This window comes from Pantoea sp. GM_Pan_4, from assembly GCF_026541005.1.
In the GTDB taxonomy this organism is placed as follows: Bacteria; Pseudomonadota; Gammaproteobacteria; order Enterobacterales; family Enterobacteriaceae; genus Pantoea; species Pantoea dispersa.
Genome location: NZ_JALNUZ010000006.1, coordinates 15,956 through 29,775, shown reverse-complemented (window position 1 = coordinate 29,775; position 13,820 = coordinate 15,956). Strand labels below are relative to the sequence as shown.

Annotated in this window: 13 protein-coding genes, 4 tRNA genes and 1 other RNA gene; 5 read left to right on the top strand and 13 right to left on the bottom strand. The window is 55.8% G+C overall.

Going from position 1 to position 13,820, the window contains the following annotated elements:
• Positions 1 to 9 precede the first annotated feature (9 nt).
• From ptsI to cysZ, 5 genes are all read right to left on the bottom strand, one after another.
• On the bottom strand, positions 10 to 1,737 hold the full coding sequence (gene ptsI, locus OXR61_RS14015; RefSeq protein ID WP_021508081.1) for a phosphoenolpyruvate-protein phosphotransferase PtsI: 1,728 nt from the start codon (positions 1,735 to 1,737) through the stop codon (positions 10 to 12).
• 159 nt (positions 1,738 to 1,896) lie between these two features.
• Positions 1,897 to 2,154, bottom strand: coding sequence for a phosphocarrier protein Hpr (ptsH, locus tag OXR61_RS14010; protein WP_007889063.1), 258 nt, complete (start codon positions 2,152 to 2,154; stop codon positions 1,897 to 1,899).
• Positions 2,155 to 2,332: 178 nt separating this feature from the next.
• Complete coding sequence (locus OXR61_RS14005; protein ID WP_021508082.1) at positions 2,333 to 2,527, bottom strand: hypothetical protein; 195 nt, start codon at positions 2,525 to 2,527, stop codon at positions 2,333 to 2,335.
• 16 nt (positions 2,528 to 2,543) lie between these two features.
• Positions 2,544 to 3,515, bottom strand: coding sequence for a cysteine synthase A (cysK, locus tag OXR61_RS14000; protein WP_021508083.1), 972 nt, complete (start codon positions 3,513 to 3,515; stop codon positions 2,544 to 2,546).
• A 140-nt stretch (positions 3,516 to 3,655) separates the two neighbouring features.
• Complete coding sequence (gene cysZ, locus OXR61_RS13995; protein ID WP_021508084.1) at positions 3,656 to 4,417, bottom strand: sulfate transporter CysZ; 762 nt, start codon at positions 4,415 to 4,417, stop codon at positions 3,656 to 3,658.
• A gap of 217 nt (positions 4,418 to 4,634) precedes the next feature.
• Here cysZ and zipA point away from each other — a divergent pair, with 217 nt between their 5' ends.
• From zipA to OXR61_RS13980, 3 genes are all read left to right on the top strand, one after another.
• The gene (zipA, locus tag OXR61_RS13990; RefSeq protein WP_021508085.1) at positions 4,635 to 5,618 is read left to right on the top strand and encodes a cell division protein ZipA; all 984 of its coding nucleotides are present in this window, start codon (positions 4,635 to 4,637) and stop codon (positions 5,616 to 5,618) included.
• Between the two features lie 72 nt (positions 5,619 to 5,690).
• Positions 5,691 to 7,709 (top strand): NAD-dependent DNA ligase LigA, encoded by a 2,019-nt coding sequence (gene ligA, locus OXR61_RS13985; protein WP_021508086.1) that lies wholly within the window; start codon positions 5,691 to 5,693, stop codon positions 7,707 to 7,709.
• Position 7,710: 1 nt separating this feature from the next.
• Complete coding sequence (locus OXR61_RS13980) at positions 7,711 to 7,929, top strand: DUF3820 family protein (RefSeq protein ID WP_021508087.1); 219 nt, start codon at positions 7,711 to 7,713, stop codon at positions 7,927 to 7,929.
• 32 nt (positions 7,930 to 7,961) lie between these two features.
• Here the strand turns inward: OXR61_RS13980 and OXR61_RS13975 are convergent, their stop codons facing one another.
• Entirely contained in the window at positions 7,962 to 8,963 is a 1,002-nt protein-coding gene (locus OXR61_RS13975) for a bile acid:sodium symporter family protein (protein WP_021508088.1), read from the bottom strand.
• A gap of 101 nt (positions 8,964 to 9,064) precedes the next feature.
• On the opposite strand from OXR61_RS13975, the gene OXR61_RS13970 reads away from it, so the two are divergent.
• Positions 9,065 to 9,985 (top strand): LysR family transcriptional regulator, encoded by a 921-nt coding sequence (locus tag OXR61_RS13970; protein ID WP_021508089.1) that lies wholly within the window; start codon positions 9,065 to 9,067, stop codon positions 9,983 to 9,985.
• Here OXR61_RS13970 and OXR61_RS13965 read toward each other — a convergent pair.
• The 6 genes from OXR61_RS13965 to OXR61_RS13940 form a co-directional block, all read right to left on the bottom strand.
• On the bottom strand, positions 9,982 to 10,338 hold the full coding sequence (locus OXR61_RS13965; protein ID WP_021508090.1) for a FlxA-like family protein: 357 nt from the start codon (positions 10,336 to 10,338) through the stop codon (positions 9,982 to 9,984). The genes OXR61_RS13970 and OXR61_RS13965 overlap by 4 nt on opposite strands.
• A gap of 740 nt (positions 10,339 to 11,078) precedes the next feature.
• A non-coding RNA gene (locus OXR61_RS13960) (RtT sRNA) lies at positions 11,079 to 11,215 on the bottom strand.
• Positions 11,216 to 11,259: 44 nt separating this feature from the next.
• Positions 11,260 to 11,335: transfer RNA gene (locus OXR61_RS13955), tRNA-Lys, on the bottom strand.
• Between the two features lie 4 nt (positions 11,336 to 11,339).
• A tRNA-Val gene (locus tag OXR61_RS13950) sits at positions 11,340 to 11,415 on the bottom strand.
• Positions 11,416 to 11,456: 41 nt separating this feature from the next.
• Positions 11,457 to 11,532 (bottom strand) — tRNA-Val (locus tag OXR61_RS13945).
• A 41-nt stretch (positions 11,533 to 11,573) separates the two neighbouring features.
• Positions 11,574 to 11,649 (bottom strand) — tRNA-Val (locus OXR61_RS13940).
• A gap of 273 nt (positions 11,650 to 11,922) precedes the next feature.
• On the opposite strand from OXR61_RS13940, the gene gltX reads away from it, so the two are divergent.
• Positions 11,923 to 13,344 carry a glutamate--tRNA ligase gene (gltX, locus tag OXR61_RS13935; RefSeq protein ID WP_021508239.1) on the top strand — a complete coding sequence of 474 codons (1,422 nt, stop codon included), beginning with the start codon at positions 11,923 to 11,925 and terminating at the stop codon, positions 13,342 to 13,344.
• Positions 13,345 to 13,427: 83 nt separating this feature from the next.
• Here the strand turns inward: gltX and OXR61_RS13930 are convergent, their stop codons facing one another.
• Positions 13,428 to 13,781 carry a YfeC-like transcriptional regulator gene (locus tag OXR61_RS13930; protein WP_021508240.1) on the bottom strand — a complete coding sequence of 118 codons (354 nt, stop codon included), beginning with the start codon at positions 13,779 to 13,781 and terminating at the stop codon, positions 13,428 to 13,430.
• Between the last annotated feature and the right edge of the window lie 39 nt (positions 13,782 to 13,820).

The following is a 13,820-nucleotide window of genomic DNA, read 5'->3' as shown; positions in this document are numbered from 1 at the left end:
TCTCGTGGATCAGCAGAGCGTTTTTTCTTTGATGAACTTGTTCACCAGGTTCATCAAATCTTCCGCTGTGGGTTGAGCCAGAGCCTGCTCTGCCAGTGCCTTCGCATCTTCGAAATTGGTATTGCGAATGATCTTCTTGATGCTTGGGATTGAAATGGCACTCATGCTGAATTCGTCCAGCCCCATTCCCAGTAACAGTAGTGTAGCACGTTCATCACCAGCCAGCTCACCACACATGCCGGTCCATTTCCCTTCGGCATGTGATGCGTCGATCACTTGCTTAATGAGGCCCAGTACAGATGGCGTCATTGGGTTATAGAGGTGTGAAATCAAATCATTACCACGATCGACCGCCAGAGTATACTGCGTCAGGTCATTTGTCCCAATACTAAAGAAGTCGACTTCTTTCGCCAGATGGCGGGCAATCACTGCGGAAGCCGGGGTTTCCACCATGATGCCCACTTCAATGGACTCATCAAAGGCTTTACCTTCTTCACGCAGCTGTGCCTTCAGCATCTCCAGCTCAGCCTTCAGGAAGCGCACTTCTTCAACCGAGATGATCATCGGGAACATGATGCGCAGTTTGCCGAAGGAAGACGCACGCAGAATGGCGCGCAGCTGGGCATGCAGAATCTCTTTGCGGTCCATGGCGATACGAATCGCACGCCAGCCGAGGAATGGGTTCTCCTCTTTTGGCAGGTTCATGTACGGCAGATCTTTGTCGCCGCCGATGTCCATGGTGCGCACGATCACGGCCTGGGAACCCATCGCTTCCGCCACGGCTTTGTAAGCCTGGAACTGCTCTTCTTCGCTTGGCAGCGAATCGCGGTCCATGAACAGGAATTCAGTACGGTACAGACCAACACCTTCCGCGCCGTTGCGCTCAGCACCGGCGACATCTCGCACGGTACCAATGTTGGCGCACACTTCAACCTGATGGCCGTCCAGCGTAATCGCTGGCAGATCTTTCAGTTTCGCCAGCTCGTGCTTCTCAGACAGATACTGCGTCTGAATCGCTTTCAGCTCTTCCTGCACGTCGTCGGTCGGATTGACGTAAATCTTGTTGTTCACGCCATCGATAATCAGGAAATCACCGTTTTTCACGGTAGCGGTCACGTTGCCGGTGCCGACAATCGCAGGCAGCTCCAGCGAACGCGCCATGATCGAGGTGTGTGAAGTACGACCACCCAGATCGGTAATAAAGCCCAGCACCTTTTTCAGGTTCAGCTGTGCGGTTTCGGATGGCGTCAGATCTTTCGCCACCAGAATGGATTCGTCAGCAATGGCGCTCAGGTCAACGATATGCAGACCCAGAATGTTCTGCAGCAGACGCTTGCCGATGTCACGTACGTCAGCCGCGCGCTCTTTCAGATATTCGTCGTCGAGCTCTTCCAGCGCTTTTGCCTGGCCTTCAACCACAGAGTGGGCGGCGGCGTCAGCGGTTACGTGATCTTTTTTAATCAGGTCGATGATTTCCTGCTCAAGCTCTTCGTCTTCGAGCAGCATGATGTGACCTTCAAAGATCGCCGCTTTCTCTTCACCGAAGGTTTCACCGGCTTTCACACGGATGGCTTCAAGCTGCCCGGCTGCTTTGCTGCGACCGTCGAGGAAGCGCTGAACTTCCTGCTCAACCTGGTCGTCAGTAATCTTTTTACGGCTGATGACGATCTCGTCTTCCTTCAGCAGCAGTGCTTTGCCGAAAGCGATACCCGGTGATGCTAAAATGCCTGAAATCATAACCCTACCTTTTAATCACGATGGCTCATTGACCCAATGCGTTGCCACTGTCGCGGAGCAGTACTCTAAGGAAGCAATAACGCGGACAGGTTGTCCGCGATCAACATAATTGCACTCAATGGGGCAAAGGAGTCGGTTTAATGGCTTGCCGGAGCGGAATTACTCCAGTTCAGCCATCAGTTTGACCAGATGCTCAACCGCCTGCTGCTCGTCTTCACCTTCTGCAGAAAGCGTAACAACCGTACCCTGAGTCAGACCCAGAGTCTGCAGTTTGAACAGGCTTTTCGCGCTGGCAGATTTGCCGTTAGAAGTAACGGTGATTTCAGACTGGAAAGCCTTCGCTTCTTTCACGAACTGAGCTGCAGGACGGGTATGGAGGCCGTTAGGTGCGGTAATGGTAACTTCTTGCTGGAACATTCTATTTCCCCAACTTTATCAGGTTTGGTGTTATGGATCTAAAGTCTAGCCTGGAGCCGTAACTTTAGCCTGTGTAGGTGCGCTGGTACGGCATCACGCTGACCAAAAAATGCGCTTGAATGAAAAAGTCATTTTTTCGATGACGGATCAAAACTGCTGCAATACGTCACTCTGCTGATTATGCCGTGATTCGCCGTTTCACCAAATCAGTAAATCGATTCAGCTTGATCCACTTCAAAGGCAGATTAATTTCAGGCACCGAAATAATTGGCTGCTTAAATACCAGAGCCGCATCACTGAAATCAATCTGCCCGGTGGTAAAAGTGAGATCTGCGCCACAAAAAAGCACCCATTTGGGTGCTTTTTTCATCATTTTCAGACTCTGTCGTTTACTGTTGCAGCTCTTTTTCGGTGAACAGATCGGCAAACAGTGCGGTACTGAGATAGCGTTCGCCGGAAGAGGGCAGAATCACCACGATATTTTTATTGGCGAAGGCTTCATCTTCCTGCAGCTTAAGGGCAGCCGCCACCGCTGCACCGGAAGAGATACCGGCCAGAATGCCTTCCTCTTCCATCAGCTGACGCGCGGTGCTGATCGCTTCTTCATTGGTTATGGCCACCACGCGGTCAATCAGTTTCAGGTCAAGGTTGCCCGGAATAAAACCGGCACCGATGCCCTGAATCTTGTGCGGGCCCGGTTTGATCTCTTCTCCCGCCAGCGCCTGCGCGATGACCGGGGAATCCGTAGGCTCAACGGCCACGGTGATCAAATCCTGCTTGCCTTTGGTGTTCTTGATGTAGCGGCTCACGCCGGTCAGCGTACCACCGGTGCCCACGCCGGCAATGAAGACATCTACGGCGCCGTCAGTGTCTTCCCAGATCTCCGGGCCAGTGGTCTTTTCGTGAATTTCCGGGTTGGCCGGGTTGCTGAACTGCTGCAGCAGCACATATTTGTCCGGATCGCTGGCAACAATCTCTTCTGCTTTAGCGATGGCGCCCTTCATGCCTTTTGGCCCTTCGGTCAGCACCAGATTGGCGCCCAGCGCTTTCAGCAGCTTGCGACGTTCAATCGACATGGTCTCAGGCATGGTCAGCGTCAGCTTGTAGCCGCGCGCAGCGGCGACATAGGCCAGCGCAATGCCGGTGTTGCCGCTGGTTGGCTCTACCAGCTCAACGCCCGGTTTCAGAATACCGCGTTTTTCTGCGTCCCAAATCATATTGGCACCGATACGGCATTTAACGCTGAAGCTCGGGTTACGCGACTCGACCTTCGCCAGAATGCGTCCATTACCGATGCGGTTCAGTCGAACCAGCGGCGTATGACCAATTGTCAGAGAGTTGTCTTCATAGATCTTACTCATAGCCCGTCCTTAACTGTATGAAATATTGGGAACCCTCAGAGCATACCTGTTCTGACCCCCGGCGGAAGGAAAGAAATCGTATATCTATATAGCCTGCGACCATAAGCCTGATGCAAAAATGCATAAGGCTTTTTGATGCATTATAGATGACGCGCATGCTGGCTGCGGTAGCGATCGACCCACATGGCGGTCGCGCCGCATACCGCGACCGGCATGATGGCGAGATTGAGGATCGGAATCATGGTGAACAGACTGACCAGCGCGCCAAACTGCATATTGGCGGTTTTATGCTGACGCAGCGCGTTACGCATCTGAGGAAAACTGACTTTGTGGTTGTCGAACGGATAGTCGCAATATTGTATTGATAGCATCCAGGCGCTAAACAGAAACCACAACACCGGTGCCACGGTCTGGCCAAAGCCGGGGATAAAATAGAGCAGCAGCAGTCCCAGCGCGCGCGGCAAATAGTAGCCGAGCTTCTGTAACTCGCGCTTCATGATGCGCGGGATGTCTTTCATCATGCCGAGCCAGCCACTGTCCGGCAGGGGTTTTCCGGTCAGACGCCCTTCTAGCTGCTCCGCCAGCAGGCCGCAAAACGGCGCGGCAATCCAGTTGGCGATGGTGGAGAAGAAATAGCTGAATACCAGCACAATCGAAATCACCGACAGCGGCCACAGCAGATAGCTCAGCCACTGCAGCCAGTCCGGCACGTGCGACATCAGCCGGGGAATCCACTGGCCGAGGCGCTGAAACAGCCAGATAAACGCACCGCCCAGCAGCACAATGTTTACCAGCAGCGGGATGATGACGTAGCGGCGGATACCGGGCAGACGCACCAGTTTCCAGCCCTGGGCAAAATAATGAATACCATTCATGGATGAGACCGAATTCTCAGCGGGCATAGCGAGCCTTTCTCCTTTATGTAGCGGCGCCAACATCATAACCTGGCTTTTTATCGGTGACAGGCGCACTTTGCGCGAAAAAACAGCAAAAAAGCGTGGGGCAGCTATCTTATTTGTCAGAAAATACTGCACAGACTTGCACTTGTGTAGCTGGGCAAATACAGTTAGAGGATAAAGTTTGCCGTGGTGGCAAGGTATTGGAACAACAGAGAATACAATGATGCAGGATTTGCGTCTGATATTAATCGTTGTTGGCGCGATCGCCATAATAGCGCTGCTTCTTCACGGACTGTGGACCAGCCGTAAAGAGCGCTCTTCCGTGTTTCGCGATCGCCCGCACAAACGTCTGAAACAGCGTGAAGAAGCGGATGACGATGATCTGCTGAACAGCGAAGACGATGGCGTCGGCGAAGTACGCGTGCGTCGTCAGCGTGATGCCGAAGACGAGCCGCAGTTCGATGCGCCGGTCACCAAACCTGCTGCTCCGCGTGCGCCGGAACCGGTGCGTCAGCCATTCCCACGCCAGGAAACGCCGTTAAGCGGCGATCCGCTGCTGGACGATGAGCCGGTACGTCAGTCTGCACCTGCGCCACAACCGCAGGCGCCGGTAGCGCAGCCCGTGCCGCAGCCACAAGCGATTCAGGCCGATCCGCTGCTGGATAATGAACCGCTGTCCGCCACCCAGCCGGCTCCGGAGTTTACCGCCGCCGAGCCGGAGGTTAAACAACCTGAACCTGCGCCTGTGCAGGAAGCTGCACCGCAGCCGCAGCCCGCTGCGCCGGGCAGTAAAAAAGAAGCGGTGCTGGTGTTGCACGTTGCCGCGCATGCCGGTGGCGCACTGAACGGCGAAGCGCTGCTGCAGGGCATTCTGCAGGCCGGCTTCCAGTTTGGTGAAATGAACATTTTCCATCGCCATCTCAGCCCGGCCGGCAGCGGTCCGGTGCTGTTCAGCCTGGCGAATATGGTCAAACCGGGGTCGTTCAATCCGGATGAAATGGGCGATTTCACCACGCCGGGCGTCTCAATCTTTATGATGGTGCCGTCGTACGGCGACGCCAACCAGAACTTTAAGCTGATGCTGCAATCCGCGCAGCGTATCGCCGATGATGTCGGTGGCGTAGTGCTGGATGATGAGCGTCGCATGATGACACCGCAAAAGCTGGAAACCTATAAAGCACGCATCCGCGAGGTTATTGGCTAAGCGCCGCCAGCAGCATCACCCTTTAACTAAATAACCCCCGCTTGCCGGGGGTTTTTTATCGGACGAGAGAATATGACATCGGTTCAGGAGCAGATCACCGCGCTGCGCACCACGTTACGCCACCACGAATACCTCTATCACGTGATGGATACGCCGGAAATCCCGGATGCAGAATATGACCGATTGATGCGCGAACTGCGTGAGCTGGAGAGCGCGCATCCCGATTTAATCACCCCGGATTCTCCCACCCAGCGCGTGGGCGCGGCACCGCTTGCCACCTTTGAACAGGTGCGCCATGAAGTGCCGATGCTGTCGCTTGATAACACCTTCGATGAAGCCGGATTTCTTGCCTTCAATAAGCGCGTGCAGGATCGCCTGAAAAGCACCGACGATCTCACCTACTGCTGCGAGCTGAAGCTGGATGGTCTGGCGGTGAGTCTGCTGTATGAAAACGGCCTGCTGGTGCGTGCCGCCACGCGTGGCGATGGCACCACCGGCGAAAACATCACGGCGAACGTGCGCACCATTCACGCCATTCCGCTGCGCCTGCACGGCGACGATATTCCGGCGCGGGTAGAAGTGCGCGGTGAAGTATTCATGACCGAAAGCGGCTTTGAAAAGCTGAACGAGGAAGCGCGACGCACCGGCGGCAAAGTGTTTGCCAACCCGCGCAATGCGGCGGCCGGCTCGCTGCGCCAGCTCGATCCGCGTATCACCGCGAAACGTCCGCTGACCTTCTTCTGCTACGGCTTTGGTCTGCTGGAGGGCGGCGAAATGCCCGCCAGCCACTGGCAGCGTCTGCAACAGTTTAAGGCCTGGGGATTACCGGTCAGCGACCGGATTCGCCTGGTGCACACCGCGGACGAAGCGCTGGCGTTCTATCGCCAGGTTGAGCAGGACCGTCCGTCGCTCGGCTTTGATATTGACGGCGTGGTGATCAAAGTCGACTCGCAGGCGCTGCAGGAGCAGCTGGGCTTTGTGGCCCGCGCACCGCGCTGGGCGGTGGCATTCAAGTTCCCGGCGCAGGAGCAGATGACGGTGGTGCGCGACGTCGAGTTTCAGGTCGGACGTACCGGGGCGATTACGCCGGTGGCGCGCCTCGAACCGGTGCAGGTTGCGGGCGTGATAGTCAGTAATGCGACGCTGCACAACGCCGATGAAATCGCCCGGCTGGGGCTGCGCATCGGCGACAAAGTGGTAATTCGCCGCGCCGGTGACGTAATTCCGCAGGTGGTCAACGTGGTGGAATCCGAGCGTCCGGCGGATGCGCGTGAGATCGTGTTCCCCAGCCACTGTCCGGTGTGCGGCTCTGACGTGGAGCGGGTGGAAGGCGAAGCGGTGACGCGCTGTACCGGCGGGCTGATTTGCGGCGCGCAGCGTAAAGAAGCGCTGAAGCACTTTGTCTCACGCCGTGCGATGGACGTGGACGGCATGGGCGATAAAATCATCGACCAGCTGGTGGAAAAAGAGTACGTCAAAACCCCGGCCGACCTGTTCCGTCTCACCGCCGGCAAGCTGACCGGACTGGACCGCATGGGGCCGAAATCAGCGCAAAACGTGGTGGACGCGCTGGAAAAAGCCAAATTCACTACACTGCCGCGCTTCCTGTATGCGCTCGGCATCCGCGAAGTGGGCGAGGCGACGGCGGCCAACCTGGCGAACCACTTTGGTGAGCTGGAAAAGGTCATGAACGCTGACCTTGATGCGCTGATTGCGGTACAGGACGTCGGCAAAGTGGTGGCAGCGCACGTGCGCAACTTCATGGAAGAGGAGAGCAACCGTGAAGTGATCCGCCAGCTGACGGAGGAGGTGGGCGTGCACTGGCCGGCGGTGGTGGTGGTCAAAGCCGAAGAGATCGACAGCCCGTTCGCCGGAAAAACCGTGGTACTGACTGGCTCGCTGTCGCAGATGAACCGTGACGATGCCAAAGCGCGGCTGACGGCGCTGGGGGCCAAAGTCAGCGGCAGCGTATCGAAAAAAACCGATCTGCTGATCGCCGGTGAGGCCGCCGGTTCCAAGCTGGCAAAAGCGCAGGAGCTGGGGATTGCGGTGATCGATGAAGCCGAAATGATTCGCTTACTGGGCGCCTGAGATGGATAAGCAGCAGCTGGTTGAGATTGCCAATACCGCGATGCCGTTTGGCAAATACAAAGGGCGGATGCTGATCGATGTGCCGGAAGAGTATCTGCTGTGGTTTGCGCGTAAAAATGAGTTTCCTGCCGGCAAACTAGGTGAGCTGATGCAGCTGACGCTGGCGATCAAAATCGAAGGCTTACAGGGCTTGGTTAAACCGCTCAAGCGCAGTGAATAAGTGACAGGCCCGCAGTTGCGGGCCTGATGTTTTTATGACTTCTGTGCTTCAATCTGCTGCTTCGCCAGCTTCTTCTCATTGCCGGCTTTATAGCGCTGGGCAATGAACGAGCACACCATCAGCTGGACCTGATGGAAGATCATCAGCGGCAGGACAATAATCCCCACTGCGCTGGCCGGGAACAGAATGTTAGCCATCGGCACACCGTTTGCCAGGCTCTTTTTCGAGCCGCAAAACAGCACCACAATCTCATCCGCACGGCTAAAGCCAAACAGCCGGGAAGCGCCAAGGTTGATCGCCAGTGCGACGAACAGAATCAGCAGGCTGCCAGCCAGAATCCACAGCAGGGTATCAACGCCAACGCGATGCCAGATGCCGTTAACCACCGCTTCACTGAACGCCGAATAGACCACCAGCAGAATCGAGGTTTGATCGGTTTTGCCAATCAGGCTGCGATGCTTCTCCACCCAGCCACCAATCCAGCGGCGTGCCAGGTGGCCCAGCACAAAGGGCACCAGCAGCTGCAGCATGATTTTACCAATCTGCTCGAGGCCGTTACCCGGCGCATCGCTGTGCACATTCATCACCAGGTTAACCAGCAGCGGCGAAATAAAGACGCCCAGCAGACTGGAGGCGGAGGCGGCACACACCGCCGCGGCAACGTTACCGCCCGCCATGGAGGTGAAAGCAATCGCGGACTGCACCGTCGCCGGCAGGATACACAGGTAGAGGAAACCGGTGTAAATCTCCGCGCCGACGTTAACCGGATGCCACCACACCAGCAGCAGGCCAAGGATCGGGAAAATCACGAAGGTACTGCACATAATCCACAGATGCAGCCGCCAGTGGCTGCTGCCGGCGATGATCTTCTCACGCGACAGTTTGGCACCGTGCATGAAGAACAGCAGGGCGATGGCCGCGGTGGTCAGGTATTCGAAGAAATCGACAAACCCGCCTTTGGCCGGGAAGAAGCTGGCCAGCAGCACGGTGATGATGAGTTTGACCATCATCGGATCAAGTCGTAAAAAGCCCATTGTTACAATCCGGTTAAATGTAATAAATGATGCTGCTGATTGTGCGTCAGACGCGTTTAGAAATAAAATTGATTTATTGCATTAATCTATGAGCGTAATCGATGAATTACACCTTACGACAGCTGCGCACCTTTGTGGCGGTGGCGCAGCACGGCAGTTTCAGCCAGGCAGGGCAGGCGATTGGGCTGAGCCAGTCGGCGGTCAGTCACAGTATTAAAGAGCTGGAAGCGGAGATGGGCGTACGGCTGCTGGATCGCACCACGCGCGAGGTGTTACTAAGCGAAGCCGGACAGCAACTGGCAACGCGGCTGGAACGACTGCTGGAGGAGCTCAATACCACGCTGCTCGATGTGCGCAGCTATGGCGAGCAGCGCAGCGGCACGGTGCGCGTGGCGGCCAGCCAGACGCCCTCGGCGCATCTGATGCCGCAATGTCTGGCCAGCAGCCAGCTGCGTTACCCCGACATTCGGGTGATTCTGCACGACCGCGTGCAGCAGTGGGTATTGCAGAGCGTGCGCAATGCGGAAGTCGATTTTGGCATCGTCATCGGTCCGCTGCAGGATGCCGATTTTGATAGCGAGGAGATTCTGCAGGAGCCGTTTTTACTGTTGTGTCATCAGGATGATGCGCTGGCGCAGGTGCCGCAGGCCCAGTGGTCAATGCTGGCTGGTCGCGCTATGGTGCTGCAGGATTACGCGTCGGGCAGCCGATTGCTGGTCGATGCCGCATTGCAGCGGCTGGCGCTGAACGTACAGGTGGTGCAGGAGATTGGCCATCCGGCCACGCTTTATCCGATGGTGGAAGCGGGCATTGGCATCAGTATTTTACCGGCACTGGCGCTGCCGCTGCCGTCTGGTCGTAAGCTGACGGTGCGCCGGCTCTATCCGGAGATCAATCGCAGCCTGATGCTGATTAAACGCAAAAACCGGTCACTCACCCCGGCAGCGGAGGCTATCTGGCAGGAAGTGCGTCAGCAGGCGGCGCTGCTGACGCAGGATCGCGCGCTTAATCCGGCGTTTTAAACATAAACGTCAAGTTGGTTGCTGTCGGTTGGGCGGTTGATACCATCCGCTTTCACTGCAGTAACCTCCTGTTTCTCCTGCTTCTGCTCCGCTTTCTCCTTTTCCTGCTTCTGCAACTGCTGGATTTGCGCCTGCAGCAGCTGAATCTGCGCGTTAATCGTCTCCTGCTTATCCTTTCTTTGCTTCTCGGTCAGGCTTTTGTCCTTCGCGATGTCTTTCAGTTCATCGTTCAGACTGGCGATTTGTTTGGTCAGGCTGGCGATTTTCGAAGCGCTATCGCTACTGCCGGATGCGCTTCCGGATCCCGAAGTACTGCTGCTGCCAATATTGGTATTGGTCGAAATGGTGGTCATAACGTTCTCCTTGCAAATGTGCCCTTTCGTTATCGGAACGCAGCCGCTGCGGCTTGAGGGCGAGAGGTGTTAAATTTGCGAAAAGGTTTCGTCAGGAACGAGGGCGGAAGGGGATAGGGCGGGCACGACCTCAGGCTGAGCGGGGTCTTTCTTCACAGCTGAAGCGGAAAAGCGCCCTGAGAACGTAAGAGCGGTCAGGTAAGGCAATCGCAAATCGCACATTATTCGTAGCGGCGCGATTCATCGCGCAATAAATTGCGCTGCTACCAAACGTGCAACCGTGGTTGAATGCAGTTAGAGCTTAACTGGTAGCCTGGGGGAACGTGAAGAAACGAAAAAAGGCGCCCTGAGAACGTAAGAGCGGTCAGGTAAGGCAATCGCAAATCGCACACTATTCGTAGCGGCGCGATTAATCGCGCAATAAATTGCGCCGCTACCAAACGTGCAACCATGGTTGAACGCAGTTGCAGCTTAACTGGCAGCCTGGGGGATGCGAAGAAACGAAAAAAGCGCCCTGATGGCGTAAGGGCAACCAGGTAAGGCAACCGCAAATCGCACACCATTTGTAGCGGCGCGATTTATCGCGCAATAAATTGCGCCGCTACCAAATGTACAACCGTGGTTGAATGCAGTTGCAGTTGCAGTTGCAGTTGCAGTTGCAGTTGCAGCTTAGCTGGTAGCCTGGGAAGTGAGATATGAAGAAACGAAAAAAGCGCCCTGAGGGCGCTCTTTTCTGAATTTGGTGGGTCGTGCAGGATATGCCTCGGCCCATCCGGGGCCTCGCCCTGCGGGTGATGCTGGCGCATCAGCCTGAATCGCTCCCGGCGATTCAGTCGAACCTGCAGCAGGTTCTCATCCTGCACGTTCAGCATCGGCACACAGAAACGAAAAAAGCGCCCAAAGGGCGCTCTTTTCTGAATTTGGTGGGTCGTGCAGGATTCGAACCTGCGACCAATTGATTAAAAGTCAACTGCTCTACCAACTGAGCTAACGACCCGAAGTGGTGGGTGATGACGGGCTCGAACCGCCGACCCCCTCCTTGTAAGGGAGATGCTCTACCAACTGAGCTAATCACCCACTTCGGTACTGCTTAACAAGAGTGTCATCTGACTAAGATATGGTGGGTGATGACGGGCTCGAACCGCCGACCCCCTCCTTGTAAGGGAGATGCTCTACCAACTGAGCTAATCACCCATATCTTATCTCTTGTTCACTGCGGGCCATCTCATTAAGAGTGGTGGGTGATGACGGGCTCGAACCGCCGACCCCCTCCTTGTAAGGGAGATGCTCTACCAACTGAGCTAATCACCCCCGCTGTGTGGAGTCGCATTATAGGGATCCTTCGAAGTGAGTCAACGCTTTTTAAAACATAAATGTGCGTTCGCTTTAAATTTAGACATCATGCAGCGCTTTTAGCCAATGTGCTGGTTTTATTAGCAGAAAAACGCACTTCTGCCCGCGCCGCCAGCGTGACAGTGATTGAGGAATCAGCCTCACCTGCTAGAATATGCGCACTGTTTTTCCGCGTTAACCCGTTTTTTTGTCATCCAGACAACGAAACCTGCGCATTTAAGGCAATGCTGAATGAAAATCAAAACTCGCTTCGCACCCAGCCCGACGGGCTACCTGCACGTCGGTGGTGCGCGTACTGCGCTTTACTCATGGCTTTATGCTCGCCATAACCAGGGCGAATTCGTCCTGCGTATCGAAGATACCGACCTGGAGCGCTCCACGCCGGAAGCGATCGAAGCCATTATGGATGGGATGAACTGGCTGAATCTCGACTGGGATGAGGGCCCGTACTACCAGACCAAACGTTTCGACCGTTATAACGACGTTATCGACGAAATGCTGGAAGCCGGTACTGCTTATAAATGCTATTGCTCGAAAGAGCGTCTGGAAGCGCTGCGTGAAGAGCAGATGGAAAAAGGCGAGAAGCCCCGTTATGACGGCCGCTGCCGCGACAGCCATGAACATCATGCTGTCGATGAGCCGTGCGTGGTGCGCTTCCGCAACCCGCAGGACGGTTCGGTGATTTTTGACGATCAGATTCGTGGTCCGATCGAATTCAGCAACCAGGAACTGGATGATCTGATCATCCGCCGTACCGACGGTTCACCGACCTACAACTTCTGTGTGGTGGTCGACGACTGGGATATGGGCATCACGCACGTTATTCGTGGTGAAGACCATATCAACAACACGCCGCGTCAGATCAACATCCTGAAAGCGATTGGTGCGGAAGTGCCAACTTATGCGCACGTATCCATGATCCTTGGCGATGACGGTAAAAAGCTGTCCAAGCGTCACGGCGCAGTGGGCGTCATGCAGTATCGCGACGACGGCTACCTGCCGGAAGCGCTGCTTAATTATCTGGTGCGCCTCGGCTGGTCACATGGCGATCAGGAGATTTTCAGCGTGGCGGAAATGACCGAACTGTTCACCCTCGATGCGGTAAGCAAGTCGGCCAGCGCCTTCAACACCGAGAAACTGCAGTGGCTCAACCACCACTACATTAATACGCTGCCGCCGGAATATGTCGCGACCCAGCTGCAGTGGCACATTGAGCAGCAGAATATCGATACCCGCACCGGACCGGAGCTGGCGAAGCTGGTGACGCTGCTGGGTGAGCGTTGCAAAACGCTGGTCGAAATCGCCGCGTCCTGCCGCTACTTCTATGAAGAGTTTGACGCGTTTGATGCGGATGCAGCGAAAAAGCATCTGCGTCCGGTGGCGCGTCAGCCGCTGGAAGTGGTACGCGACAAGCTGGCGGCCATCAGCGACAGCGACTGGAATGCGGAAAACGTGCATCACGCCATCCAGGCTGCTGCGGATGAACTCGAGCTCGGCATGGGCAAAGTCGGTATGCCGCTGCGCGTTGCCGTAACCGGTGCCGGTCAGTCGCCTGGGCTCGACGTGACGGTGGAAGCCATCGGCCGCAGCCGCAGCGTGGCGCGTATCGAAAAAGCACTGGCGTTCATCGCGGAGCGTGAAGCACAGGCCTGATTGAGCTGAACAGCGGCCTGTCAGGCTGCTGTGATGCGGCAGGCAACAAAAAAGCCGGAAGCATCTCACTGCTTCCGGCTTTTCTATTCTTCCTGGATTCCTAACCGCTGTAATACGCCCCTGATCCCTTCCCGCAATAACAGCGCCGCCAGTTGTTCCTGTTCGGTGGGCGTCATTTGCTGGACAGAATTTATTAATAACGCAGGTAACGTATTTTGCTGAGCGCCGTAATTCGCCGCCGGTTCGTTTGCATGGCGGGTGGACTGAATGAAGCTTTTGACACGCTCATCAATGTGGATTAATCGCGCCTTACCGCCCTGTACACCGGGCTTGGGCGTGGTCGTCCAGTTTTCACGCTTGATCCATTTATTCACCGTCTGCCGACTGTAGCCCGTTTCCAGCGCGAGCTCTTCGGGAGTGAGCCATTCCTTTTTCACGATGCTGTCCCTGTTAAATACATTAGCTCTACATATTAC